25 protein-coding genes are annotated in these 23281 nt (G+C 60.4%); 17 read left to right on the top strand and 8 right to left on the bottom strand.

Going from position 1 to position 23281, the window contains the following annotated elements; all coding sequences use genetic code 11:
• The first annotated feature begins 112 nt into the window (after positions 1-112).
• Positions 113-691, top strand: coding sequence for an ACP phosphodiesterase (locus F8N43_RS10690; protein WP_150636266.1), 579 nt, complete (start codon positions 113-115; stop codon positions 689-691).
• Positions 692-812: 121 nt separating this feature from the next.
• On the opposite strand, the gene F8N43_RS10700 is transcribed toward F8N43_RS10690, so the two are convergent.
• Entirely contained in the window at positions 813-1604 is a 792-nt protein-coding gene (locus F8N43_RS10700) for a lysophospholipid acyltransferase family protein (protein ID WP_150653738.1), read from the bottom strand.
• Positions 1604-2359 (bottom strand): L-ornithine N(alpha)-acyltransferase, encoded by a 756-nt coding sequence (olsB, locus tag F8N43_RS10705; RefSeq protein ID WP_150630955.1) that lies wholly within the window; start codon positions 2357-2359, stop codon positions 1604-1606. The genes F8N43_RS10700 and olsB overlap by 1 nt, the downstream gene beginning before the upstream one ends.
• Before the next feature lie 154 nt (positions 2360-2513).
• Here olsB and F8N43_RS10710 point away from each other — a divergent pair, with 154 nt between their 5' ends.
• From F8N43_RS10710 to F8N43_RS10730, 5 genes are all read left to right on the top strand, one after another.
• Positions 2514-3401 (top strand): acyl-CoA dehydrogenase family protein, encoded by an 888-nt coding sequence (locus F8N43_RS10710; RefSeq protein WP_150630954.1) that lies wholly within the window; start codon positions 2514-2516, stop codon positions 3399-3401.
• A 180-nt stretch (positions 3402-3581) separates the two neighbouring features.
• Positions 3582-4676, top strand: coding sequence for a serine hydrolase domain-containing protein (locus F8N43_RS10715; protein ID WP_150653739.1), 1095 nt, complete (start codon positions 3582-3584; stop codon positions 4674-4676).
• Positions 4673-4984, top strand: coding sequence for an amidase (locus F8N43_RS10720; RefSeq protein ID WP_150653740.1), 312 nt, complete (start codon positions 4673-4675; stop codon positions 4982-4984). Before F8N43_RS10715 ends, F8N43_RS10720 begins: the two co-directional genes overlap by 4 nt.
• A 152-nt stretch (positions 4985-5136) precedes the next feature.
• Positions 5137-5727: a YceI family protein gene (locus F8N43_RS10725; protein ID WP_150653741.1), complete on the top strand. Its 591-nt coding sequence runs from the start codon at positions 5137-5139 to the stop codon at positions 5725-5727.
• Position 5728: 1 nt separating this feature from the next.
• Positions 5729-6886 carry a phospholipase D-like domain-containing protein gene (locus F8N43_RS10730; RefSeq protein ID WP_150630950.1) on the top strand — a complete coding sequence of 386 codons (1158 nt, stop codon included), beginning with the start codon at positions 5729-5731 and terminating at the stop codon, positions 6884-6886.
• Between the two features lie 133 nt (positions 6887-7019).
• Here F8N43_RS10730 and bglX read toward each other — a convergent pair whose 3' ends face one another.
• Entirely contained in the window at positions 7020-9311 is a 2292-nt protein-coding gene (gene bglX / locus F8N43_RS10740) for a beta-glucosidase BglX (protein WP_150653742.1), read from the bottom strand.
• Between the two features lie 238 nt (positions 9312-9549).
• Here bglX and F8N43_RS10745 point away from each other — a divergent pair, with 238 nt between their 5' ends.
• From F8N43_RS10745 to F8N43_RS10760, 4 genes are all read left to right on the top strand, one after another.
• On the top strand, positions 9550-10158 hold the full coding sequence (locus F8N43_RS10745) for a LemA family protein (protein ID WP_150630948.1): 609 nt from the start codon (positions 9550-9552) through the stop codon (positions 10156-10158).
• A gap of 34 nt (positions 10159-10192) precedes the next feature.
• A complete protein-coding gene (locus tag F8N43_RS29695; protein WP_150630947.1) occupies positions 10193-10948 on the top strand; it encodes a TPM domain-containing protein in 756 nt (251 codons plus the stop codon).
• Between the two features lie 28 nt (positions 10949-10976).
• Positions 10977-11594, top strand: coding sequence for a TPM domain-containing protein (locus F8N43_RS10755; RefSeq protein WP_150630946.1), 618 nt, complete (start codon positions 10977-10979; stop codon positions 11592-11594).
• Between the two features lie 207 nt (positions 11595-11801).
• Positions 11802-13016, top strand: coding sequence for a class I SAM-dependent methyltransferase (locus F8N43_RS10760; protein WP_150630945.1), 1215 nt, complete (start codon positions 11802-11804; stop codon positions 13014-13016).
• A 69-nt stretch (positions 13017-13085) separates the two neighbouring features.
• Here F8N43_RS10760 and F8N43_RS10765 read toward each other — a convergent pair whose 3' ends face one another.
• Positions 13086-13991 carry a DMT family transporter gene (locus F8N43_RS10765; RefSeq protein WP_150653743.1) on the bottom strand — a complete coding sequence of 302 codons (906 nt, stop codon included), beginning with the start codon at positions 13989-13991 and terminating at the stop codon, positions 13086-13088.
• A 316-nt stretch (positions 13992-14307) separates the two neighbouring features.
• Between F8N43_RS10765 and F8N43_RS10770 the strand changes: the two genes are divergently transcribed.
• From F8N43_RS10770 to F8N43_RS10780, 3 genes are all read left to right on the top strand, one after another.
• Entirely contained in the window at positions 14308-14889 is a 582-nt protein-coding gene (locus F8N43_RS10770) for a DJ-1/PfpI family protein (RefSeq protein ID WP_150630943.1), read from the top strand.
• A gap of 14 nt (positions 14890-14903) precedes the next feature.
• Entirely contained in the window at positions 14904-15209 is a 306-nt protein-coding gene (locus F8N43_RS10775; protein ID WP_008025707.1) for a ribbon-helix-helix domain-containing protein, read from the top strand.
• 180 nt (positions 15210-15389) lie between these two features.
• Positions 15390-15734 (top strand): YegP family protein, encoded by a 345-nt coding sequence (locus tag F8N43_RS10780; protein WP_150630942.1) that lies wholly within the window; start codon positions 15390-15392, stop codon positions 15732-15734.
• Positions 15735-15876: 142 nt separating this feature from the next.
• Here the strand turns inward: F8N43_RS10780 and F8N43_RS10785 are convergent, their stop codons facing one another.
• Both F8N43_RS10785 and F8N43_RS10790 read right to left on the bottom strand, forming a co-directional pair.
• Positions 15877-16764 (bottom strand): dihydrodipicolinate synthase family protein, encoded by an 888-nt coding sequence (locus tag F8N43_RS10785; protein WP_150653744.1) that lies wholly within the window; start codon positions 16762-16764, stop codon positions 15877-15879.
• Between the two features lie 29 nt (positions 16765-16793).
• Positions 16794-17576: an aldolase gene (locus F8N43_RS10790; RefSeq protein WP_150630940.1), complete on the bottom strand. Its 783-nt coding sequence runs from the start codon at positions 17574-17576 to the stop codon at positions 16794-16796.
• Positions 17577-17684: 108 nt separating this feature from the next.
• Here F8N43_RS10790 and F8N43_RS10795 point away from each other — a divergent pair, with 108 nt between their 5' ends.
• The gene (locus F8N43_RS10795) at positions 17685-18227 is read left to right on the top strand and encodes a helix-turn-helix domain-containing protein (protein ID WP_150630939.1); all 543 of its coding nucleotides are present in this window, start codon (positions 17685-17687) and stop codon (positions 18225-18227) included.
• A 62-nt stretch (positions 18228-18289) separates the two neighbouring features.
• Here the strand turns inward: F8N43_RS10795 and F8N43_RS10800 are convergent, their stop codons facing one another.
• A complete protein-coding gene (locus tag F8N43_RS10800; RefSeq protein WP_150653745.1) occupies positions 18290-19309 on the bottom strand; it encodes a DUF4917 family protein in 1020 nt (339 codons plus the stop codon).
• A 157-nt stretch (positions 19310-19466) separates the two neighbouring features.
• Here F8N43_RS10800 and yiaY point away from each other — a divergent pair, with 157 nt between their 5' ends.
• Complete coding sequence (yiaY, locus tag F8N43_RS10805) at positions 19467-20615, top strand: L-threonine dehydrogenase (RefSeq protein ID WP_150653746.1); 1149 nt, start codon at positions 19467-19469, stop codon at positions 20613-20615.
• Here yiaY and F8N43_RS10810 read toward each other — a convergent pair.
• Positions 20612-21778, bottom strand: coding sequence for an MFS transporter (locus tag F8N43_RS10810; RefSeq protein ID WP_150636282.1), 1167 nt, complete (start codon positions 21776-21778; stop codon positions 20612-20614). The genes yiaY and F8N43_RS10810 overlap by 4 nt on opposite strands.
• Before the next feature lie 290 nt (positions 21779-22068).
• Here F8N43_RS10810 and F8N43_RS10815 point away from each other — a divergent pair, with 290 nt between their 5' ends.
• A complete protein-coding gene (locus F8N43_RS10815; protein ID WP_150653747.1) occupies positions 22069-22803 on the top strand; it encodes a hypothetical protein in 735 nt (244 codons plus the stop codon).
• 5 nt (positions 22804-22808) lie between these two features.
• Positions 22809-23273: a fosfomycin resistance glutathione transferase gene (gene fos, locus F8N43_RS10820; RefSeq protein WP_150653748.1), complete on the top strand. Its 465-nt coding sequence runs from the start codon at positions 22809-22811 to the stop codon at positions 23271-23273.
• Positions 23274-23281: the final 8 nt, after the last annotated feature.

Here is a 23281-nt window from a genome sequence, read left to right on the forward strand (position 1 = left end):
GAACTTTAAATCGGTAGTTCGCGATATACCAATATGATTTTGGTCTTACGGCCGTATAAATCGGTATATCGGGTTATAACGATATTTAGGCTGCAGTGTTAAGCTGCGAGGCATGAACTATCTCGCGCATCTTCATCTCGGTGGCCAGCGTCCCGGTCAATTGCTCGGCAGTCTGTATGGCGATTTCGTCAAAGGACGGCTGCAAGGGCAGTTCGACCCGGAGATCGAGGCGGCTATCCAGTTGCATCGCAGCATCGATGTCTTTACCGACCGCCATCCGTTGGTGGACGTGGCGTTGTCGCGGTTTTCCCTGACCCGACGGCGTTACGCGGGGATCGTGCTCGACGTGTTTTTTGACCATTGTCTGGCGCGGGACTGGACGCTGTATGCCGACCGGTCGCTGGAGCTGTTCACCTCGGATGTGTATCGGGTGCTGTCCAATGAACCGCAACTGCCGGAACGCCTGGCGAGGATTGCGCCGCACATGATGGCGAATGACTGGTTGGGTTCTTACCAGGAGTTCGACGTGCTGGAGCAGGTGCTGCGGGGGATTTCGCGGCGGCTGAGCAAGCCTGAGGAATTGGCGGCGGCGATGCAGGAGTTGCGGGTGTTGTATGAGCCGTTGAGCGAGGATTTCAGATTGTTCTATCCACTTTTGCAGAATTTTTCGCAGAACCATCAAACGGCGTAAATTCCTGTGGGAGCGGGCTTGCCCGCGATGAGGCCGGATCACCCAACATCCATGTTGACTGACCCACCGCCATCGCGGGCAAGCCCGCTCCCACAGGGTTCTCTGTGAATCAAAGAGTGCGTCAGGCCGCGATGGCGGGCCGCATCGGAACCTGCTGTTTCTCCGGAATCGTCCCAAACAACGCCTTCTGCACCGCCTGCTGTGCCTCAAACGCCAGCGCCGCACGCTCGCGACCTTCACAGGCAATCGGCTTGAGCAGATGAATCTCCACATCGCCCCGGTCATTGGCAAACAAGCGCATCAGGTGCGAGAGCAAATCATCGTCGCCAATGAACGGCGCCAGCGAATCGACTTCACCGTCGCGCAGATAACGAATCGCCAACGGTTGCAGCTTCGCTTGCGAATCAATCGCCGCCGACAGCAAGCGACCATGAAAGGTGCGCAACGAACGGCCATCGGTGGTGGTGCCTTCCGGGAACATCAGCAGCGGATGCGCTTGCTCCAGGTGGCGTGTCATCTGTTTGCGGATCAACTGACTGTCGCCCGAGCCACGGCGGATAAACAGGCTGCCGGCCTTGGCCGCCAACCAGCCCGCCACCGGCCAGGTACGCACTTCGGCCTTGGACAGGAACGACATCGGCGTGAGCATGCCCAGCAGCGGAATATCCGTCCACGACACGTGATTGCTGACCCAGAGCATCGGCTCTTTCGGCAATTCACCGTGAACCGTCACGCGAAAGGGCAGGGCATTCGCCAGGCGTGCCATGAAAAATCGCGACCAGCGCTGACGGCGGACCATCGAATGGGCGATACCCAGGCGCTCGAACACGCCGAAAACACTGGCCATGCTCAGCCCCAATGCCACCACCACCAGCACTCGCGCAATTCGCGCGTACACCCGCAGGCGGCTCATTACACGGCCGCCTTGAAGTGTTTGGCGTAGCGCGGGCAGAGTTCGTCGCGCTTGAGCAGGATGAACACGTCGGCGACCTGGAAGTCTTCGTCCCAGCACGGCTCGCCGCAGATCTTCGCCCCCAGACGCATGTATGCCTTGAGCAGCGGTGGCATTTCGGCGATGACGTTGGAGGGGAGGTCCAGCACCGGCAACGGTTTTTTCGGCTCGGCGCGCAGGTGTTCGGTGCACAGGTAACGTTCGCGCAGACGCTGCATGATCGCGTGAGCCTGAATGCCGCCGTCCTGCATCGGGATGCTCGCGCAACCCATCAGATAGCTGTAACCGCCCTGGTTCAACACTTCGGCCAGTTCACCCCAGAGTACGGCGATGGTGCCGCCGTTGCGGTAGGCCGGGTCGACGCAGGTGCGGCCGATTTCGAGGATCGGGCCTTTGAGGTGAATCAGGCCGTGCAGGCTGAATTCTTCTTCGCTGTAAAACCTGCCCAGGCTGCTGGCGGCGGTGTGGTCGAGCAGACGGGTGGTTGCCACCAGGCGTCCGGTGTTCAGGTCACGCACGCCGATATGGGCGCAGTGAACATCATAGTCATCCATGTCCAGACCCCGTTCCGCGCCTTTCAGCTTGGCGTTGAACTCGCCGCTGAACACGTTGAAGCGCAAAGCCTGGGCTTCCTGCAAGGCCTCGGCGCCCACCAGGCGTTCGGCTTGCAGGCGGCGTTCATTGCCGGTGTCGCTGATGCGGGCGATCTGAGTCATTGCGAATCTCCGTGCGGGCTGGTCACCCGTCTTGGGTTAGAGCCGATCGACTTTCTTTATGCGGCCGTGTTGTGCAAAGTCAGGCTATGTAGCCCCGGTGTCATCGCCATGAAGCTTTGGTGATGCTTATATGACAGCCCACAAGGAGCCTCTTATGCCCTGGCAAACCCTGTTGAAACGCCGCGATCGCTTGCCCGCCAATCCGGACCTCGGTGAAGGTTTCGCGACCTTGCTGCAGCAGTTGGGCGCGGTCACGCCGTTCGAGTTGGCGGTGCTCGGTGGACGCCTGATGACGACACCGGGGCTGGCGTTTCTGGTGGGTTATCAGGCGGCGTTGCGCATGCTCTGGCCGAGCGCGCCGCCGAGTCTCGGCGCGTTGTGCGCGACCGAACTGCGCAGCCTGCGAGTGGCAGACATGCAGACGCGCCTGACCGATCTGCGCCTGAGCGGGCGCAAGGATTTCGTCACCGCCGGCGATGCGGCCGACTGGCTGCTGATCGCCGCTCGCAGTGAAGCGCCCGGCGAGTCGCCGCGCCTGAGCCTGGCGGTGGTTTATCCCGGTGAGCCGGGCGTGCGCCTGGAAAAACTGCCGGCGATGCCGCTGATGCCGGACATCAGTCATGGCCAGCTGTTTCTCGACAATGCCTTGTGTGAATTGCTGGCAGGGGATGGTTGGGATGCGTACGTCAAACCGTTCAGAACGCTGGAGGACGTCTATGTTTTGAGCGCGATGACGGCGTGGTTGTATGGCGTCGGCCAGGAGAGTGACTGGCCGCAGGTCTTGCAGTTGCGTTTGCTGGCGCTGTTGGCCGGGTGTGCGGAAGCCAGCCGGCAGGCGCCGAACAATTCGGCGGGGCATGTGTTGCTGGGCGGTTTGTTTGCGCAGTTTGACGGGTTGAAGGTTGAGGTGAATCAGGCATTGGCCGATGGTCCACCGCAGTGGGCGGCGATGTGGCAGCGGGATCAGGCGGTGATGGATTTGGCGGCGGGCGCGCGGGGCAAGCGATTGGTCAAGGCATTGGCTGGATCTTCAGTGAATTGACTGGCCCCATCGCTGGCAAGCCAGCTCCCACATGATCTGCGTCGTACACAAATTTGCGCACGCCAGAGATCCCTGTGGGAGCTGGCTTGCCAGCGATGGCGGCCTCCTTGACGACAGAAACTCCGAAATTGTCATCAACCTCAACTAACCTCAGCGAGCCAATCCCGCCGAGCCCCCACCATGTTCAAAGGCTTGTCCCTGTTTTTCATGCTGCTGCTCAGCCTCACGGCCCAAGCCGAAACCTGGCCCGCCGAGCAATGGTCAACCGGCCCGGCCGTCAGCGGCCCGGCGTTGCAAGCCCTGGAAACCTACGCCTTCCCACCCCGCGACGAGAGCGCCCGAAAAGGCATACGCACGGACGCCTTGCTGGTGATCCGCGACGGTCAGTTGGTCTACGAGCGCTACGCCGGCCCGACCACTGCCGACACGCCGCACCTGACCTGGTCGATCAGCAAAAGTCTCATGGCCACCGTGCTCGGCGTCGCCTATGGCGAAGGCCTGTTCAAACTGCAGGACCCGGCGCTGAAGTTCTATCCGCCGCTGGAAAAACACCCGGCGATCACCATGGCCGATCTGCTGCACTGGGCCTCGGGCCTGGACTGGCAGGAGGATTACGAATACGCCCCGTTGAAGTCCTCCGTCGTGGCGATGCTGTACACCCGCGGCCATCACGACATGGCCGCCTTCACCACCGATCACGCTGAGTACGCCAAGCCCGGTCAGGCCTTTCGCTATTCCAGCGGCGACAGCAATCTGCTGTCTGCAGCGCTGAAAAACATCGTCGGCCCGGCGCGTTATCCCGACTATCCTTGGACCGCGCTGTTCGCGCCGCTGGGGATTCGTCACGCGGTGTGGGAAACCGACGGCACGGGCACTTTCGTCGCCTCGTCCTATGCCTACCTCACCGCCCGCGACCTGGCGCGAGTCGGTCTGTTGATGGCGCGCGACGGCCGTTGGGGCGACCGGCAATTGCTGCCCAAAGACTGGGTCACCTTCAACCGCGAAGCCTTTGCCCACTTTCAAGCGAATCAGGACGACGCGGTGCCGGGCGGCCAGTGGTGGCTCAATCGTGCCGTGGAGGGTGCCGCACAACCCTGGCCCGATGCGCCCCCCGACACCTTCGCCGCGCTTGGCCATTGGGGCCAGGCGATGTACGTGATCCCCAGTGAAAACCTGGTGATCGTGCGCTACGGCGATGACCGCGACGGCAGCTATCGACACAACGAAATGCTCAGACTCGTGCGCATGGCATTCGCCGGGAAGGTGCAGCCATGAGCCTCCGCCCGGTCAGTTCACTGTTGTTGATCCTGTTGATCGCCTTGCTCGGCTGGGCCTGGCACGAGCGGGTGGCGTTGTGGGCGTTCCCGGACATCATCAGCGCCTACACCGCCAAGGAATATTGTTCGTGTCGGTACGTGATGAATCACCCGGTTGAGTATTGCCGTGGCTATGTGAAGCAGTGGCTGCCCTTCAGTGGATTTTCCGATGACGCCGCCGGCAAACGCGTGACGGTCAGCGGCATGGGCCGCAGCAACAGCGCGCAATGGATCGGCGAACACCAAGGCTGCCGCCTGCAACCCTGACAGATTGCTGCTTGCTTGCCGACGATGGCGATCTCCGGGACGCCATCGCCGGCAAGCCGGGCTCCGACAGACACGGTGTTTAGTCATCGCGGTTTGCAATGCGCTCACGGACGGTTAAGGTTCGCTCAGGTTTATCTGCCCCACGAGTCTTTATGTTCAAGCGGTCTCTCACCAAAACCTTCGCCTTTGTGCTGCTGGCCGGCGCCACTTTATCGGCCCAGGCCAATTGGTACCTGGACGGCGAATCCTCGCGGCTGTCGTTCGTTAGCACCAAAAACGCCCATGTTTCCGAAGTGCAACGCTTTCTGGTGCTGCACGGCAAGGTCAGTCCCAAAGGCCTGGCCGAGGTGGAAGTCGAACTGGATTCGGTGAACAGCGGCATCCCCCTGCGCGACGAACGCATGCGCAAGGAGCTGTTCGAGATCCAGACCTACCCCGAAGCCTTGATCACCGCGCAGATTGATTTGCGCCCGATCAACGACCTTGCCCCCGGCGCGCAACTGGAATTGCGTTTGCCGGTGACCGTCAACCTCCACGGCAAAACCCGTGAATACAATGCCGAACTGCTGGCGACTCGTCTCGATGATCGGCGCTTTCAGGTGGTGACGCTCGAACCGCTGGTGATCAACGCCTCGGATTTCGATCTGGCGCCGGGGCTGGACAGTTTGCGCAAAGTCGCCGGGTTGTCGGCGATCAGTTTGTCGGTGCCGGTGGGTGCGGTACTGATTTTCACGGCACGCTGACATGGCCGGCGCGATTTTTCCCTGGCGTGAAGGCAACAGTTTCGAACTGCTGATCGACGGTCCGCAGTTCTTTCCACGGATGCTGGTCGCGATTGCGCGCGCCGAGGAACAAGTCGAACTGGAGCTTTACCTGGTGGAGGCGGGCGCCTGTGCCGAGGCCATGGTTCAGGCATTGGTCCAGGCCGCCGAGCGCGGCGTGCGGGTGCGCTGCCTGTTCGATGATTACGGCAGCCTCGCGTTCACCCTGACCTTGCGCCAGCGGCTGATGGCGGCCGGCGTGGAACTGCGGTTCTACAATCGCCTGAGCTGGCGGCGCTGGGTCGGCAATTTCTACCGCGATCATCGCAAGCTGCTGCTCGTCGATCAGAGCATGGCCGTGGTCGGCGGCACCGGTGTCACCGATGAGTTCTGGACGCCGGGTGAAGACACCAGCGAATGGCACGAAGTGATGGTGGAAATCACCGGTCCCCTGGTCATCGACTGGCAGTTGCTGTTCGACCGCCAATGGATCGCCAACCGCCACCGCCGCGCCTGGAAACCTGCTGCGCATTTCGGCCTGCCACGATTGCCGCGCGTGCCGTCCACAGGCGAGGGCATGGGCCGGGTGGCGTATGCCGACGCCCGCCAGCACCGCGACATTCTGCAATCGCTGGTTCGTGCGCTGAACAGCGGCCAAAAGCGCATCTGGCTGGCCACGCCATATTTTCTGCCGACCTGGAAAGTCCGCCGCTCATTGCGCCGGGCGGCGGGCCGAGGCGTCGATGTGCGGCTCTTGTTGACCGGGCCGCGTACCGATCACCCGTCGGTGCGTTACGCCGGGCATCGCTACTACCCGCGACTGCTCAAGGCCGGAGTGAAGATCTTCGAATACCAGCCATGTTTCCTGCACCTGAAAATGGTGCTGGTCGATGATTGGGTGAGTATTGGCTCGTGCAATTTCGATCACTGGAATTTGCGCTTCAATCTGGAGGCCAACCTTGAAGCACTGGACCCAGGGCTGACGCGGGCAGTGGTGGCGAGTTTCGAGCGGGACTTTGCGTTGAGCCAGGAGGTCAGCCTGGAGGCATGGCGACGCCGCCCGCTGTGGCGGCGGGTGAAGCAGAGGGTTTGGGGATGGGTGGATCGGCTGGTGGTGAACCTGCTGGATCGACGGGGATAGTAGCCCCCCCAAAAAACACTGTGGGAGCGGGCTTGCCCGCGATGGCGGCCTGACAGTCAACAATGATGTTGAATGTTATGGCCTCATCGCGGGCAAGCCCGCTCCCACAGGTTTTTGCAGTGTGTTGGAAGCGTTACAGCAGCTCGAAACTCTGCTGCGTCACGTCCTGGGAATCCAGGCCGATCTGCACGTTGAACTTGCCTGGCTCCGCCGCGTACTTCAACTGGGCGTTGAAGAACTTCAGATCATCCTCGGTGATGGTGAAGTGCACGACTTTCTGTTCGCCGGCCTTGAGCGCGATTTTCTGGAAGTTCTTCAGCTCCTTGATCGGCCGGATCATCGAACCGGTCACGTCCTGGATGTACAACTGCACCACGGTTTCGCCGTCACGCTTGCCGGTGTTTTTCACCATGACGCTGGCGTCGAGCTTGCCGGTCTTGTTCAGCGTGGTCGATGACAGGGCCATGTCGGTCAGGCTGAAATCGGTGTAGCTCAGGCCGAAGCCGAACGGGAACAGGGGGCCGGTGGTGTCATCGAAATACTGCGAGGTGTAGTTGCCCGGTTTGCCCGGCGTGAACGGCCGGCCAATGCTCAGGTGGTTGTAGTAGGTCGGAATCTGGCCCACCGAACGCGGGAAGGTGATCGGCAGTTTGCCCGACGGGTTGTAGTCGCCGAACAGCACGTCGGCGATGGCGTTGCCGCCTTCGGTGCCGCTGAACCAGGTTTCCAGAATCGCGTCAGCCTGATCCTTCTCTTCGAGAATCGACAGCGGACGGCCGTTCATCAACACCAGCACCAGCGGTTTGCCGGTGGCTTTCAAGGCACGGATCAGCTCACGCTGGTTTTGCGGGATGTTCAGGTCGGTGCGGCTCGACGATTCGTGGGACATGCCACGGGACTCGCCCACCGCTGCCACCACCACATCGGCATCCTTGGCGGCTTTCACCGCTTCGTCGATCAGCACTTGCGCCGAACGCGGATCGTCCACCACTTCCGGGGCGTCGAAGTTGAGGAAGTTCAGGTAATCCAGGACCTTCTTGTCGCTGGTGATGTTGGCGCCTCGGGCGTAGATCAGCGTCGATTTATCGCCCAGAGCGTGGGTCATGCCGTCGAACAGCGTGACCGATTGAGCCGGACGGCCAGCGGCAGCCCAACTGCCCATCATGTCGATCGGTGCCTTGGCCAGTGGACCGACCAGCATGATTTTCGCGGTTTTCTTCAACGGCAGGGTTTCGCCCTGGTTCTTCAGCAACACCATGCTGCGACGCGCAACATCGCGGGCCTCGGCACGGTGCAGGCGGCTGTCGGCGTAAGTGTCGGCCGGATCATCCTCAGCCTTGCCGATGCGCAGGTACGGGTCCTTGAACAGGCCCATGTCGTACTTGGCGTCCAGCACCGCACGCACGGCGTTGTCGATATCGCTTTGCTCGATCTCGCCGGCCTTCAACAGCCCTGGCAGTTCCTTGCCGTACAGGGTGTCGTTCATGCTCATATGGATGCCGGCCTTGATCGCCAGCTTCGCGGCTTCGCGACCATCACGAGCGACGCCGTGCTTGATCAGCTCGAAAATCGCCCCGTGGTCGCTGACGGCCAGGCCCTTGAAGCCCCATTCCTTGCGCAGCAGGTCGTTCATCAGCCAGGTGTCGGCCGTGGCGGGTACGCCGTTGATCGAGTTCAACGCGACCATCACGCCGCCGGCACCGGCGTCAATCGCCGCGCGGTACGGTGGCAGGTAGTCCTGGTACATCTTGACCGGGCTCATGTCGACAACGTTGTAGTCGCGACCGCCCTCGACCGCGCCGTACAAGGCAAAGTGCTTGACGCTGGCCATGATGCTGTCCGCCGCGTTCGCACCGGTGCCCTGGAAAGCCTTGACCATCACGCCGGCGATGCGCGACACCAGATAGGTGTCTTCGCCGAAGCCTTCGGAGGTCCGGCCCCAACGCGGGTCGCGGGAGATGTCGACCATCGGCGCGAAGGTGATGTCGAGGCTGTCTGCCGCAGCTTCCTTGGCGGCAATGCGCCCGGACAGGCCGATAGCGTCCATGTCCCAGCTCGACGCCAGCGCCAGCGGGATCGGGAAAATCGTGCGATGGCCGTGGATCACGTCATAGGCGAAGAACATCGGGATCTTCAACCGGCTGCGCATGGCCGCGTCCTGCATCGGACGGTTTTCCGGGCGGGTGATCGAGTTGAACGTACCGCCGATGTTGCCGGCGGCGATTTCCTTGCGGATCATCTCTCGAGGCATTTCCGGGCCGATGCTGATCAGACGCAACTGGCCGATTTTTTCATCGAGGGTCATCTGCTTCATCAGGTTGCTGATGAAAGCGTCCTTGTTCTCCAGAGGTGCGGGTGTCGTGGCGGCCAATACGGTATGACTGGCCAGGCTGACGAACAGGCCCAGCAAACACAGCTTCTTCATGAATGGTTTTCTCTAAAGCCTAAACGGCAGTGAATACGCGCCGGTCAGCCAAAATTTAGGGAGCGACTATTGTTGTTCAGGTAAATGCAGCACACTTCTGCGTGTTTTTTGCGCTGGGGCATCTTTTAGCCCATTGGCTCGATGCAATCCAGTGGCGGCGGCAGATTATGCCCCAAGAGTCCGGTCAGGAGGTTGCTGGATGTTTTTTCAACGGAATGTGCACGGGAGCGTCAACCAGATGAATGTACGACACCACACTCGGTCAAGCCTGCAGATCGCAGCCTTGATGTTGCTGACCACGTTGCTGGCCGGTTGCGGCATCAACAACATTCCGACCCTCGACGAACAGGCCAAGGCCGCCTGGGGCCAGGTGCAGAACCAGTATCAGCGTCGCGCAGACCTGATCCCCAACCTCGTGGAAACGGTCAAGGGCTATGCCAAACACGAAGAGGAAACCCTGACAGCGGTGATCGAAGCCCGGGCCAAGGCCACTTCGATCCAGGTGGATGCCAGCACCCTCGACAACCCGGAAAAACTCAAACAGTTCCAGCAAGCCCAGGATCAGCTGACCGGTGCCTTGAGCCGTTTGATGGTGGTGTCCGAGCGATACCCGGACCTTAAGGCCAACCAGAACTTCCTCGCGTTGCAATCGCAACTGGAAGGCACCGAGAATCGCATCGCCGTGGCGCGTCGCGACTTCATTCTTGCGGTGCAGAAATACAACACCGAAATCCGTACCTTCCCGGGGCGCCTGTGGCACACCGTGATGTACAGCGATCTGCCGATCCGCGAAACCTTCGAAGCCACCAGCCCCAGTGCCGAAAAAGCACCTGAAGTGAAGTTCTGACCGGCCTGAAGCATTACCACGGATGAGGTTGCCAATGCGTGTGTTGAAAGTGGGCCTGGCGCTGTTGCTTTGGGTGTTTGTCGCCACGGCGCAAGCGGAGCTGAAGTTTCCGCAGCTGACCGGGCGGGTGGTGGACAACGCCCAATTGATCGAGCCGTCAGTGCGCGAGCAGTTGACGCAACAGCTCAATGCTCATGAAAAGGCCACCGGTGAGCAGTTGGTGGTGGTGACGTTACCGGACTTGCAGGGCGCCGAGATTGCCGACTTCGGTTATCAGCTCGGGCGTTACTGGGGCATCGGTCAGAAGGACAAGAACAACGGCGCCTTGCTGATCGTCGCCCGCGATGAGCGCAAGTTGCGGATTGAAGTCGGTTATGGTCTGGAAGATCGGCTGACCGATGCGCAGAGTTCGGTGATCATCAATCAGGTGATCACCCCGGCGTTCAAGGCCGGCAACTTCAGCAAGGGCATCAGCGACGGGGTCGCGGCGATGCTGGTGGTGTTGGGCGGCAGTCCGCTGGATGAACCTTCGACGGTGTACGACTCCGGCGGCAATCAGGAGAGTGACTTCGTTTCGCGGCATCCCGGGGTGTTTGTGTTCCTGGTGTTGCTGTTCATCCTGACGATATTTGTCTTGCAGATGTTCGGGATTCTGCCGGCGGGCCGAGGTGGCTCGGGCGGTTCGAGTGGTGGTTTTGGCGGTGGAGGTTTTGGAGGCGGCGGTGGAGGCGGGGGCTTCAGCGGCGGCGGGGGCAGTTTCGGGGGCGGCGGTTCGTCGGGCGGCTGGTGATGACAACAATGAACGGGCATTCGTAAACATGGCACTACTGACTGAACACGAACAACGCAAAGTCGCCGAGGCGATTGCCCGGGTCGAGCGCGACACCGACGCCGAACTGGTGACCGTGCTCGCGGCCCGCGCCGACGACTATGCGTACATCCCGCTGCTATGGGCCAGCCTGCTGGCGCTGGTGGTGCCGGGAGTCGTGCATTATCTGACCGGCTGGCTGACCATGCACAGCCTGCTGCTGGTGCAATGGATCACCTTCATCGTGTTGTGCCTGGTGTTCCGTATTCCGAAAATCACCACGCACCTGATCCCGCGCTCGGTGCGGCACTGGCGCGCCTCGAACCTGGCGCGCCGGCAGTTCCTCGAGCAGAACCTGCACCACACCGTTGGCAGCACCGGCATGCTGATTTTCGTCTGCGAGGCCGAGCGTTACGTGGAAATTCTGGTGGATGAAGGGATTTCCAAACGGCTGGATAACAAAAACTGGGACGCCATTGTGGCGGTGTTCACCCAGCAGGTGAAACAAGGGCAGACGTTGCAGGGCTTTGTGACGTGCGTGGAAGCGTGTGGCGAACTGCTCAAGGTGCATGTGCCGGTGACGCATGTGAGGAATGAGTTGCCGAACCGGTTGGTGGTTCTAGGCTGAACCTCATTCCTTGTGGGAGCGAGCCTGCTCGCGATGGTCGTCAACGATGACGCGGGATTGCAGGATAATCGCGGTGTTTTTGAGCCCATCGCGAGCAGGCTCGCTCCCACAGGTCGCACCGTTCGGGAAATTACCCGTGCCCTCAATCCCCATCCCCCCTAAAATACCCGCCACTTCCGATTCGCTCCGCCCGAGGCCGTTTTTTCCATGTCCGTCACCGCCACTCCCGCCAGCCTCGCGCCGGATCACCACGCCCAGTTCATCGACCTGCTGCAAACCAGCCTCGACGCCAATGCCTTCATCAAACTGGTGCTGGCCAAGTACGTCGGCACCGAAGTGGATTTGCAACGGCTGATCATCAAACAACTGACGGTCAAGGATCAGCCTTGCCTGTCCTTCGTCTACCGCTACAAAACCCGCGACATCACCAAGAACCTGCCGCTGGCCGAGGGCGTTGCGACCCTCGCCGCGTTGTTGCCGGCCTCGTTCAAAAATGCGCATTTGTTGTCGCTGACTGACGAAGCCCAGCTCGAATACAGCAAAAAGGGCAAGTCTTCGCTGTTCAAGAGCAAACCCCAGCAATTGCGCGAAGTGCCATCCGCCGAGCACAACCGTGAGAAGAACCGTTTCCTCGACCTGAGCCGGCCGTTCCTCGCCGACCTCGGTGTGACGAACAGCAAGCACGAGCTGATCCCGGCGATGTCGCGCAAATGGAAGCAGATCAACAAGTTCATCGAAGTCTTCAGCCATGCGCTGACCACCTCACCGCTGGCGCTGGACAAACCGGTGCGGGTCGCCGATTTCGGCTCGGGCAAGGGCTACCTGACGTTCGCGATCCACGACTATTTGCGCAACACCTTGAACGCCGAAGGCGAAGTGACCGGCGTCGAGCTGCGTGAAGAAATGGTCAACTTGTGCAACGCCGCCGCCGCGAAGCTGGACCATCCGGGGTTGGTGTTTAAATGCGGTGACGTGCGCAGCGTGGCACCGAGCGAGCTGGACGTGATGATCGCGCTGCACGCCTGTGACATCGCCACTGATTATGCGATCCACACCGGCATTCGTTCCGGCGCCTCGATCATCATGTGCTCGCCGTGCTGCCACAAGCAGATCCGCCTGCAAATCCAGAGCCCGGCGCTGCTCAAACCGATGCTGCAATACGGTTTGCACCTGGGGCAGCAAGCGGAAATGGTCACCGACAGTTTGCGCGCATTGTTCCTCGAAGCCTGTGGTTACGAGACCAAGGTCTTCGAGTTCATCTCACTGGACCACACCAACAAGAACAAGATGATCCTGGCGGTCAAGCGTGCCGAGCCGGTGGACCCGGCCCCGTTGTTGGTGAAAATTCAGGAACTGAAGGATTTCTACCACATCACCGAGCACTGCCTGGAAACCCTGCTGCGCGCCGACAATTACCTCTGATCCCCTGCGATCCTGTGGGAGCGAGCCTGCTAGCGATGGCGGCCCTACATTCAGCATAAATGTTGAATGTTACGGCCTCTTCGCGAGCAAGTTCGCTCCCACACTTGGTTTGATGGCGGTCTTGCGTCCAAGCATCACCGTCACAATCACCCCGGCCGCAAACAGCCAGGTGATCGGTTCAACGTGTTCACCAAAGAACAACGCCGAAAACGCGATGGTGAAGAAGATCTGCAACAACTGGATCTGACTGACCCGGGCAATGCCGCCCATCGCCAAACCGGCGTACCAGGCGAAGAAACCGATGAACTGCGAGAACAGCGAGACGTAACCAAACGCCCACCAGGTCTTGGCCGAAATCTCGCCCTGGTGTTGCAGCGCCAGGTACACCACCGGTCCGATCAACAGTGGCGTGGACAATACCAGTGCCCAGCAGATCACCTGCCAGCCACCCATCTCCCTGGCCAGACGGCCACCTTCGGCATAGCCCAGTCCGCCCACGGCAATCGCGCCGAGCATCAGCAAATCCCCGGCCTGAATGCTGCCGGCGCCGCTGATCAGTGCGTAACCCAGCACCAGCGCACTGCCCAGCGCGGCGCAGGCCCAGAAGGCTTTCGACGGTCGTTCGTGGGACAACCACGCGGCGTACAGCGCGACGCACAGGGGTTGCAGGCCATTGACCAATGCGCCGTGGGACGCGGGCAAGGTTTGCATCGCCCAGGCCGAGAGCACCGGGAAACCGAGGATCACCCCGGCGATCACCAGCGTCAGGCCTTTGACCTGTTTCCAGGTCGGCCATTTTTCCCGGTGCCACAGCAACAGTATCGCGGCCGGAATTGCCGCGAACAACGCACGACCCAAGCCGTTGAGCAGCGGATGGAGTTCCTGCACGACGATCCGTGTGAAGGGCAGGGTGAGGCTGAAAATCACAACGCCGAGCAGGCCGAGGGCCATGCCGGTGTTTTCGCGCGAGGACATGATGGGGACCAGAATCTAGGGTGGCGGGAAGACTTTCATCTAGCCATAAACCGCGGGCGTTGCTCTGTTACAGCTAGGTGCAGAGTTATCCGTACAGTTTGAAACCGTCATCGCGGGCAAGCCCACTCCCACAGGTCCTGCGCCGTTCTTGCGGCCGATGCAAAACCTGTGGGAGCGTGCCCTGCGGCGTTCCGACTTGCCCGCGATGAACGGTAACGCGGTCTATCAGGTAGTAGCTGGTTATTACCCGACCCCGCAGATTAGGACTACCTTGAGTACTCCTGCATGCCCACGTATTCCCAGAGGAGTCCACCCCATGGCTGCCAAGAAAATCCTGATGCTGGTCGGCGATTACGTCGAAGACTATGAAGTGATGGTGCCGTTCCAGGCATTGCTGATGGTCGGTCACACGGTGCACGCCGTCTGCCCGGACAAAACGGCAGGCCAGACCGTGCGCACGGCGATCCACGACTTTGAAGGCGACCAGACTTACAGCGAAAAACCCGGCCACCTGTTTGCCCTGAACTTCGATTTCGCCAAGGTCGCTGAAGCCGACTACGACGCGCTGCTGGTCCCCGGCGGTCGTGCCCCGGAATACTTGCGCCTGAACGAAAAAGTCCTGGAACTGGTGCGCGCCTTCGACAAGGCCGGCAAACCGATCGCCGCCGTGTGTCATGGTGCGCAATTGCTGGCGGCGGCGGGGATTCTCGAAGGTCGCGAGTGCAGCGCCTACCCGGCCTGCGCGCCGGAAGTACGCTTGGCAGGCGGGACGTTCATCGATATCCCGGTGACGCAAGGTCACGTTCAAGGCAATCTGGCCACTGCTCCGGCCTGGCCGGCCCACCCAAGCTGGCTTGCCGGTTTCCTCGGCTTGCTGGGCACCAAAATCACGCTGTAACGAGGAACGCTTCCATGTGCGAGCTCTACGTCAAGGCCGATCCGATCCTCTACGAATCGCGCTCTCGCTCGCTGCGCATCTGCGGGGTGGTCACCACCCTGCGGCTGGAGAATCAGTTCTGGGACATCCTCAGCGAAATCGCCGAGGTCGACGGCATGACCACCAACCAGTTGATCGCCAAGCTGTATGAAGAGGTGATGGATTATCGCGGTGAGGTGGTGAATTTTGCTTCGTTCTTGCGGGTGAGTTGTACGCGGTATTTGTCGCAACGGCGGGTGCAGGCACCCGAGTTGTCGGTGGTGCGCGCGGTGGTGAAGTAGGCGGTTCTGTGTTGTCCTGACCGGCCTCATCGCGAGCAAGCTCGCTCCCACAAGGGATTGATGTACACAAATCCCCTGTGGGAGCGAGCTTGCTCGCGATGGGGCCCGGCCAGGCGACAGATACCCCAGGCTGGTCTTTACTCTGAAGCGCTAAATCTCTCAATCGCCAAGGAGAAAATCATGTCTGGATGGTATGAGTTGAGCAAAACCAGCAACGGCCAGTTTCGCTTCGTGCTGAAAGCGGCGAATGCCGAAACCGTTCTGAACAGCGAGCACTACACCACCCGCAGCGCCGCCGAAAACGGCATTGCCTCGGTGCAGAAGAACAGCCCGCTGGATGAACGCTACGAGAAAAAGACCACCAAGGACGGCCAGCCGTACTTCAACCTCAAGGCCGGCAACCACGAGATTATCGGCAGCAGCGAAACCTATTCCTCTGATGCCGCGAGGGAAAAAGGCATCGCCAGTGTGAAGGCCAACGGCCCGACGACGGTGATCAAGGACAAGACGTTGCCGGTGCTTTGACCACACCTTCGCAACCAATACAAATCCATTGTGGGAGCTAGCCTGCTAGCGATGGCTGCTTAACATTCGACGAAGATGTTGAATGTCAGGCCGCTATCGCTAGCAGGCTAGCCCCCACATTGGTTTTTTGTGAACGTCGAGATCAGCGCAATGCTTTCAACAAGCCTTGAAGCTGACCAAGCCCAGCTTCACCCAGCGCAAACACCGGCAAACGCGGATCGCCCACTTCCAGCCCGGTCGCGCGCAAGCCAGCCTTGATGGTCGCCGGCAAGCCACCCTTCAAAATGAAATCGAGCAGCGGCAGCTGGCGATAGAACAGGTCACGCGCCTTGCTCAAATCGTTGGCCAACACCGCTTCATACAAATCAAGGTTGAGCTGCGGAATCAGGTTCGGCGCCGCCGTGCACCAGCCTTTCGCACCTGCCGCGAAGGCTTCCAGCGCCAGCGGGTTACAGCCGTTGTAGAACGGCACCTGACCTTCGCCGAGCCGTTGCAATTGGTGCATGCGCTGGATGTCGCCGGTGCTCTCCTTGACCATCGTCACGTTGTCCACCGTGTTGACGATGCGCAGGATCAAGTCGACCGACATGTCCGTGCCGCTGGTGGCCGGGTTGTTGTAGAGCATGATCGGCACGCCGATGCTCTCGCCGATGGCTCGGTAATGGGCGAGGATTTCTGCTTCGCTGAGCTTCCAGTAAGACGTCGGCAATACCATCACCACATCGGCGCCGTGTGCTTCGGCGAAACGCGCGCGGCGAACCGCTTTGGCGGTGGTCAGGTCGGACACGCTGACGATGGTCGGCACGCGTTTGGCCACGTGCCTGATGCTGAATTCGCTGACCTGGTCCCATTCCGCGTCACTCAGGTAAGCGCCTTCGCCGGTGCTGCCGAGCGGCGCGATCGAGTGGACGCCGTCGTCGATCAGACGGTCGATGGAACGCCCGAGCGCGTCAAGGTCAACGCCTTCGCCATTGGCGGTGAACGGGGTGATGGTGTAGCCGATGATGCCGTGAATCGTTGGGGTCGACATGGCGACGCTCCTCTTGAAAATGCGTGGGTTCAGTTCAGGCAATCGGCGTGTTGGCGCAGGTTCTGCCGAGCGTAATAGTTGAAAGCGGCGCCATGGCGCTTGGGTGTCGAGATCCAGTCATGGGCTTCACGACCCAGCTGCGCAATGATCGGCTTGATAGTCCCTGCACTCATCGCCAACAGTTGCAGCTTGGCGGCGCGTTCGATCAGTTGCGCGATGACGCAGGCTTCCTCGATGGTCGTGCCGGTGGACAACTGGCCGTGGTGCGACAGCAGGACCGCGCGCTTGTCGCCGAGGGCGCCGGCAATCAGTTCGCCCTCTTCGTTACCGACCGGCACGCCCGGCCAGCCTTCAAGAAACGCACAATCGTCGTAGAGCGGGCAGAGGTCCATGTGGGAAATCTGCAGCGGCACTTCGAGCATCGACAGCGCCGCGACGTGGGTCGGGTGCGTGTGAATGATGCAGTTCACGTCCGCACGGGCGCGGTACACCCAACTGTGGAAACGGTTGGCCGGGTTGGGCATGCCGTGGCCTTCAAGCACTTCCAGGTCTTCGTTGACCAGCAGCAAGTTGCTGGCGGTGATTTCGTCGAAACCCAGGCCCAGTTGTTGAGTGTAGTAAGTGCCGGGCTGCGGGCCACGGGCGGTGATCTGCCCGGCCAAGCCGGAGTCGTGACCATTCTCGAACAGAATCCGGCAGGTCAGGGCCAGCTTTTGCCGGTCGGTCCACGTATTATCCGCCAGGGTATTTTGCATCTGGGTCAGTGCTTGCTTGACCAGTTGCTCTTTGGGTAGTGCTAAGGTCTTCGCCATATCAGTGTCCTCGGGTGTTTCACGCAAATGACACTAACGAGGCTATATGACACCTTGTGTCATTGGCAAGGGCAAATCGTCGCCTTCTTGATGGGTTAATCGATCTCCATGTCTATCCGTTTGAAATTATTGAGAAAAAAACTAGGCGTGACGCTCGAAGCCTTGGCCGAAAAATCCGGCATGACCAAGAGCTATCTGTCGAAAGTCGAGCGTGGGCTGAATACGCCGTCCATCGCGGCCGCGCTGAAGCTGGCCAAGGCGCTGAACGTCAAGGTCGAGGAATTGTTCTCCGAAGACAGCGTCAGCCTCGATAGCTACAGCCTGGTGCGCAGCCACGAGCGCCAGTCGTTGGCGGCCAATGATGAGAGTCCTGGTTATGCGGTGCTGGCGCATCAGGTGAGTGAGCGCAGTCTGTTGCCGTTTATCATTTATCCGCCGTTCGAATTCGCGGACAAAACCTTCAAGGAACACTTGGGGGAAGAGTTTCTGTTTGTCCACGAAGGGCAGGTGGAAGTGGACTTCATGAACGAGCGCGTGCTGCTCGATCGCGGCGATGCGCTGCACTTCAATGCGCAGAAACCGCACAGGATTCGCTCGGTGGGCGAGGTTCAGGCGCAGTTGCTGGTGGTGGTGCATAGCGCGGAAGAATGAGTCGGCTGGACTGACGCCATCGTCGGAATGCCGCCCAGACGATGGGGTCATTAGCGTCGCCGCTAAACCTCGACAGGAACGGTCAGCTTCGGGCTCCCCAGCGCATGCGTTTTCGAATCAAAAAACCGCAGCTCTGATCCGGTCCCCTCAAACACCTTCGCGTAATGCCGCTTCTGATGCTGGATGAACGCCTTGCTGCGCGGATAGATCGAAATCGCGACCACCTTGGGTTTTGCCTGGCGCAGTGCATGAATGATGTGGCTGTCCTGCTCACCCAGGGCATGCCCAAAGACGCACAAGCCCTCGGCATGCCCCAATAACTGGTCATAGCAAAACGACAAATAATCCGAACTGCGAATGGTCTTGAGCTTGTCCGCGCTCGGCCCTTCGTTCACAAACAGCGGCACGTCATCGAGGGTCTTGATCGTGTTGTTGATCGCAAAACTGCCCAGCAACGTGCCCTCGGTCGACATCAGTTTGCGCGCCGTGCCGTCCTGATTGCGCACCAGGTGCAAACCGCCATGCAGGTACAGCAAACGGGTTTTATCGGTCGCCGTGGCGCTCAAATCAAACCCCGGCTCGGCGCCCTGGAACAGATCGGTGATGGCCTCGGGCTGGTGCTGGATTGCCCAGTAGCTGAGCAAGTCGTAATTGGTGGTGAACACCGTCCGGTAGCCGCCCAGTTCCTGACTGATCGTCGCCAATGTCGAAGGCATTACCAGCCGCCACGGGATGTGCACCGCGTGCACGGTGTTGATCAGCGCTTCCTTGATCGCGTAGTAGCGATTACGCGGTGCGGCGGAGCTGACGGCCAGGGCCTTGTTCACCCGGCTGGTGGTTTTCAGCGCGCTCAACACCTGCTCGAAACTGCGCGTCTGCATGGCGTCGAACACGCTCAGCTCGGACTGGCTCAGGGGTTTTTCTTCGACGGTGCGGGCGTTTTCGAACAGCGAGTCGTAGCCGAAATCGTCCCACACCGCGCGGCTGGCGCCGTTGCCTACCAGCAGGCCGCTGATCGAGGCGGTGGCGCGCAAGGCGTTCCAGTCTTCAAGCTGGGCATCGACATCCTGGAATTCGGTCATTGCGTTCGTCGTCTCAAAAAGCAAAAGGTCGGATGGGCGGCGACTTTATCACGACCCGGACTTGAGCCAGATCAAGTTAGCGCTTGGCCGATGGGGCGATCCTGTGGGTATCCGCCGGATCGAACAGCCGATACGGCCCTAGACCTGGAGATTCGCCATGAGCAGCACGTTTTTCATCCCCGCCGTGAACATCATGGGTATTGGTTGCCTCGACGAAGCCATGGCGGCCATTGGCAAGTACGGCTTTCGCAAGGCGTTGATCGTCACCGACGCCGGGCTGGCCAAGGCCGGCGTGGCGGCGATGATCGCCGAGAGGCTGGCGATGCTGGACATTGACTCGGTTATCTTCGACGGCGCCAAGCCCAACCCGAGCATCGCCAACGTCGAAAGTGGCCTGGGCCTGCTCAAGGAAAGTCGCTGTGATTTCGTTGTGTCGCTGGGCGGTGGTTCGCCCCACGACTGCGCCAAGGGTATCGCCTTGTGCGCGACCAACGGCGGGCAGATTCGCGATTACGAAGGCGTCGATCAATCCGAGAAGCCGCAACTGCCGCTGATCGCCATCAACACCACCGCCGGCACAGCCAGCGAGATGACGCGCTTCTGCATCATCACCGACGAATCCCGTCACGTGAAAATGGCCATCGTTGACCGCAACGTCACGCCGCTGCTGTCAGTCAACGACCCGGCGCTGATGGTCGCCATGCCCAAAAGCCTGACCGCCGCCACCGGCATGGACGCGTTGACCCACGCCATCGAAGCCTACGTGTCCACTGCCGCCAACCCGATCACCGATGCCTGCGCGCTGAAGGCGATCACACTGATCAGCAACAACCTGCGCCTTGCTGTGCGAGATGGCAGCGACCTGTCCGCGCGGGAAAACATGGCTTACGCACAGTTTCTTGCGGGTATGGCGTTCAACAATGCGTCGCTTGGCTACGTGCATGCCATGGCCCACCAGTTGGGTGGTTTCTACGACTTGCCCCACGGCGTCTGTAACGCCGTGCTGTTGCCGCATGTGCAAAGTTTCAACGCGCTGGTGTGCGCCGACCGCCTGACCGACGTGGCCCACGCAATGGGCGCCGATATCCGCGGCTTCAGCCCGGAAGAGGGCGCGCAGGCGGCCATTGCGGCCATCCGCAGCCTGGCCAGGGACGTGGAAATTCCTGCCGGTCTGCGTGAACTCGGCGCCCGGCTCAACGACATCCCCACCCTCGCCACCAACGCCTTGAAAGACGCGTGCGGCGTGACCAACCCACGTGCAGCGGATCAGCGGCAGATCGAGGAGATTTTCCGCAGCGCGTTCTAAGCGGTTTTTCGGCCGGGCGCGATGATCACGCAGAGCATCGCGCCCAGGGCCAGCAACGTGCATAACAGTGATAACGGCCATGCCTGCTGGCTGGCAATCAGGCTGGCGATGCCGCCGATGACGGCCGCCATCAGTTGATGGATGAACCCGCTCAACGCCATCGCATAGGCACCGCCGACCGGCGAACCGTCGTTGGCCAGCGCCAGGCTGATCGGGTAATTCAACGACTGGCCGAACACCGCAACGCAGTAGGGCAACCAGAACAGCAGCGCAATCGAAGTGCCGGCGATGCTCCCCAGCAACATCACCGCGCTGCCGGCCAGCACCAGTCCCACACCCGCCGTCATCAACCGACGCTGACCGGTGCGCAGCACCAGACCGTTGACCGCCAAGGCCCCGAGGAAATACCCCGCGCTGATCGGCCAGCCCAACAGCCCGTATTCCACGGCCGACCAGTTGAACGGTCCTTGCAAAATCAGCGGGCCGGCAGTGTTGAACGCGATGATCACCCCATAACCCAGCCCGCCGGTGAGCGCCGGCAACAGGAAGGCCCGATCACGCAGAATACGCCAGTAACTCGACCACGCGGACGACTGAACGGTGTCTTCCACCCGCACCGGGAACGTGACCCGTGCCACGACCATCGCCAGTAACAGACTGACACTGCCCAGCAGGTAGAAAATCGCCGGCCAGCCCAATGTGACCTGGATAATCGATCCTAGATACTGGCCAATCCCCAGCGCCACCACGAAAGAAATTGAAAGCCAGGACAGCGCTTTGGCCAACAAGTCTCCCCGAAAACTGTCGCGGATCAACACCCGTGCCATGACCGAAATTCCGCTGGCGCCAATGCCCTGAACCAGTCTGAAAAACAGAAAGGATTCCAGCGTCTGGCCCAAGGGCAGCGCAAGGTTGCCCAACCCATAAATAGCAAGCGCCGCAAGCAGCACCGGTTTTCGACCGATGCGCTGAGCCAGGCTGCCCCAGAACAACATTGGCAGCGCCATGCCGATCAGATACACCGCTAGCCCCCACGAAACCTGCGAGGCCTCGGCAGACAGATATCGAGCCATCTCCGGCAGCGCCGGCAGGTAAATGCTCATGCCCAACTGCGCGAGAAAAACCGTGCTGCAGGTGACGAGGAGGGTGGTGCTGCTCTTCATGGAAAGCCTTGGGTTGTTGTTTTGTCAGGCGTTTTGATTGCGGCAGACTATACCGAGGCGACCGGTCGAGGACGAATCGTCCACGGTTTTGTGTTGCCAGACCTGAATGGCGATCTCCTCCCGACACAGCCAACCCCAAAAACATCGAGCAACAAGGGGGGGCGTTGGCAAGCCAACTACAGGATCGGGACCCTCAAGCAGTGCGTTGAACGGGTTGAATGGGCGGATAGAGGAGGCGATAGTGCGGGTCTGAAATTATCTGGTTTTCAGCAATACATAAGGAACAGGGAATGACCTTGAAGTCTGGATGGATGAGTTGTGTAGCGCTGTGTGGACTGGTAATGACAACGCAGGCCTTCGCTGATTGCGCGAAACCGTTTCTGGCCGGCGATTTCGGCTATTCGGTGTGCAAAGACTGGCCGGCTTATCCGGGGCTGACGATCACAGCGTTGTCGCAGTTCGAATCGGGGTATTCGGCGAGCGATGATGGCCCTCAGGGTAAATACGATCTCAATCTTGCCATTGTCTCGGCTGGCGATTCGAAACCGCTGGCGACGTATCACAAAGCAGCGGCTTTTGAGTCGGATGCCATCGCTTATGAAGACCTGCAACTCGACACCGCACGTTACAAGCTCACGCCGGACCTGAGAGCGTTTGGTGTGCGCGTCACGTTCAATGGTTCGTCACGGGTCAATCCCGTGAGTGAAACGTTGCTCTCGCTCTATGTGAAAGAGGGCGGCCAGTTGCGTCCGGTTCTCGACAAGCTCATCACCTATGAGTACGGCGGTGAATGGGATGGCAATTGCGCCGGAGAGCTTTATCAGCACACCCGAACCCTCGAAATCGGCAACACCCGCTCACATGGCTACGCGGATCTGATCGTCAAAACAGTGTCCACCCGCGAAAACGGGAAGGGCGAGGGGGAGGCTTGTGAATCAAAGACCATTACCGAAAAACCGGTGCTGACGACGCTTCGATACGACGGTAAAAGCTACGTCCTGCCACAAGGTTTCAAAGGTCTATAACTATCATGCTGAGCGGCCTCAACCACCTGACCCTCGCCGTCACCGACCTGACCCGCAGCGTTGAGTTCTATCACGACCTCCTGCAACTTCAGCTCGACGCTACCTGGGACACCGGTGCCTATCTTTCGCTGCCCGGCCTTTGGCTGTGCCTTTCCCTCGATCCGCTGCGCAACTGCGAACCTGCCGCCGATTACACCCATTACGCCTTCAACATCAGCGCACCCGACTTCCCGCCCTTCGTTGAACGCCTTCGAGCCGCCAACGTCCGGGAATGGCGCGACAACCGCAGCGAAGGTGCCTCGTTCTACTTCCTCGACCCGGACGGTCACAAGCTCGAAGCCCATGTCGGCGATCTGGCGTCGCGACTGGCCGCTTGTCGGCAACGGCCCTATGCGGGAATGAAGTTCTTTGACGATCAGTCAGTTGATTGCCAGGGACCTGATATAGACTTGCGCCCATTCACCACATAGTTCGGAAG

Source organism: Pseudomonas fluorescens, assembly GCF_902498065.1.
GTDB classification, from domain to species: Bacteria; Pseudomonadota; Gammaproteobacteria; order Pseudomonadales; family Pseudomonadaceae; genus Aquipseudomonas; species Aquipseudomonas fluorescens_BJ.

Bases quoted from the DNA above. Each gene is read 5' to 3' on its own strand.
- F8N43_RS10765 (WP_150653743.1), bottom strand. From the start codon at position 13,991: ATGTCCTCGCGCGAAAACACCGGCATGGCCCTCGGCCTGCTCGGCGTT.
- F8N43_RS10780 (WP_150630942.1), top strand. From the start codon at position 15,390: ATGTCTGGATGGTATGAGTTGAGCAAAACCAGCAACGGCCAGTTTCGC.
- F8N43_RS10720 (WP_150653740.1), top strand. From the start codon at position 4,673: ATGAGCCTCCGCCCGGTCAGTTCACTGTTGTTGATCCTGTTGATCGCC.
- yiaY (WP_150653746.1), top strand. From the start codon at position 19,467: ATGAGCAGCACGTTTTTCATCCCCGCCGTGAACATCATGGGTATTGGT.
- F8N43_RS10810 (WP_150636282.1), bottom strand. From the start codon at position 21,778: ATGAAGAGCAGCACCACCCTCCTCGTCACCTGCAGCACGGTTTTTCTC.
- F8N43_RS10815 (WP_150653747.1), top strand. From the start codon at position 22,069: ATGACCTTGAAGTCTGGATGGATGAGTTGTGTAGCGCTGTGTGGACTG.
- F8N43_RS10715 (WP_150653739.1), top strand. From the start codon at position 3,582: ATGTTCAAAGGCTTGTCCCTGTTTTTCATGCTGCTGCTCAGCCTCACG.
- olsB (WP_150630955.1), bottom strand. From the start codon at position 2,359: ATGACTCAGATCGCCCGCATCAGCGACACCGGCAATGAACGCCGCCTG.
- F8N43_RS10710 (WP_150630954.1), top strand. From the start codon at position 2,514: ATGCCCTGGCAAACCCTGTTGAAACGCCGCGATCGCTTGCCCGCCAAT.
- F8N43_RS10800 (WP_150653745.1), bottom strand. From the start codon at position 19,309: ATGACCGAATTCCAGGATGTCGATGCCCAGCTTGAAGACTGGAACGCC.
- F8N43_RS10770 (WP_150630943.1), top strand. From the start codon at position 14,308: ATGGCTGCCAAGAAAATCCTGATGCTGGTCGGCGATTACGTCGAAGAC.
- fos (WP_150653748.1), top strand. From the start codon at position 22,809: ATGCTGAGCGGCCTCAACCACCTGACCCTCGCCGTCACCGACCTGACC.
- F8N43_RS10745 (WP_150630948.1), top strand. From the start codon at position 9,550: ATGAATGTACGACACCACACTCGGTCAAGCCTGCAGATCGCAGCCTTG.
- F8N43_RS29695 (WP_150630947.1), top strand. From the start codon at position 10,193: ATGCGTGTGTTGAAAGTGGGCCTGGCGCTGTTGCTTTGGGTGTTTGTC.
- bglX (WP_150653742.1), bottom strand. From the start codon at position 9,311: ATGAAGAAGCTGTGTTTGCTGGGCCTGTTCGTCAGCCTGGCCAGTCAT.
- F8N43_RS10760 (WP_150630945.1), top strand. From the start codon at position 11,802: ATGTCCGTCACCGCCACTCCCGCCAGCCTCGCGCCGGATCACCACGCC.
- F8N43_RS10730 (WP_150630950.1), top strand. From the start codon at position 5,729: ATGGCCGGCGCGATTTTTCCCTGGCGTGAAGGCAACAGTTTCGAACTG.
- F8N43_RS10785 (WP_150653744.1), bottom strand. From the start codon at position 16,764: ATGTCGACCCCAACGATTCACGGCATCATCGGCTACACCATCACCCCG.
- F8N43_RS10725 (WP_150653741.1), top strand. From the start codon at position 5,137: ATGTTCAAGCGGTCTCTCACCAAAACCTTCGCCTTTGTGCTGCTGGCC.
- F8N43_RS10700 (WP_150653738.1), bottom strand. From the start codon at position 1,604: ATGAGCCGCCTGCGGGTGTACGCGCGAATTGCGCGAGTGCTGGTGGTG.
- F8N43_RS10775 (WP_008025707.1), top strand. From the start codon at position 14,904: ATGTGCGAGCTCTACGTCAAGGCCGATCCGATCCTCTACGAATCGCGC.
- F8N43_RS10755 (WP_150630946.1), top strand. From the start codon at position 10,977: ATGGCACTACTGACTGAACACGAACAACGCAAAGTCGCCGAGGCGATT.
- F8N43_RS10795 (WP_150630939.1), top strand. From the start codon at position 17,685: ATGTCTATCCGTTTGAAATTATTGAGAAAAAAACTAGGCGTGACGCTC.
- F8N43_RS10790 (WP_150630940.1), bottom strand. From the start codon at position 17,576: ATGGCGAAGACCTTAGCACTACCCAAAGAGCAACTGGTCAAGCAAGCA.
- F8N43_RS10690 (WP_150636266.1), top strand. From the start codon at position 113: ATGAACTATCTCGCGCATCTTCATCTCGGTGGCCAGCGTCCCGGTCAA.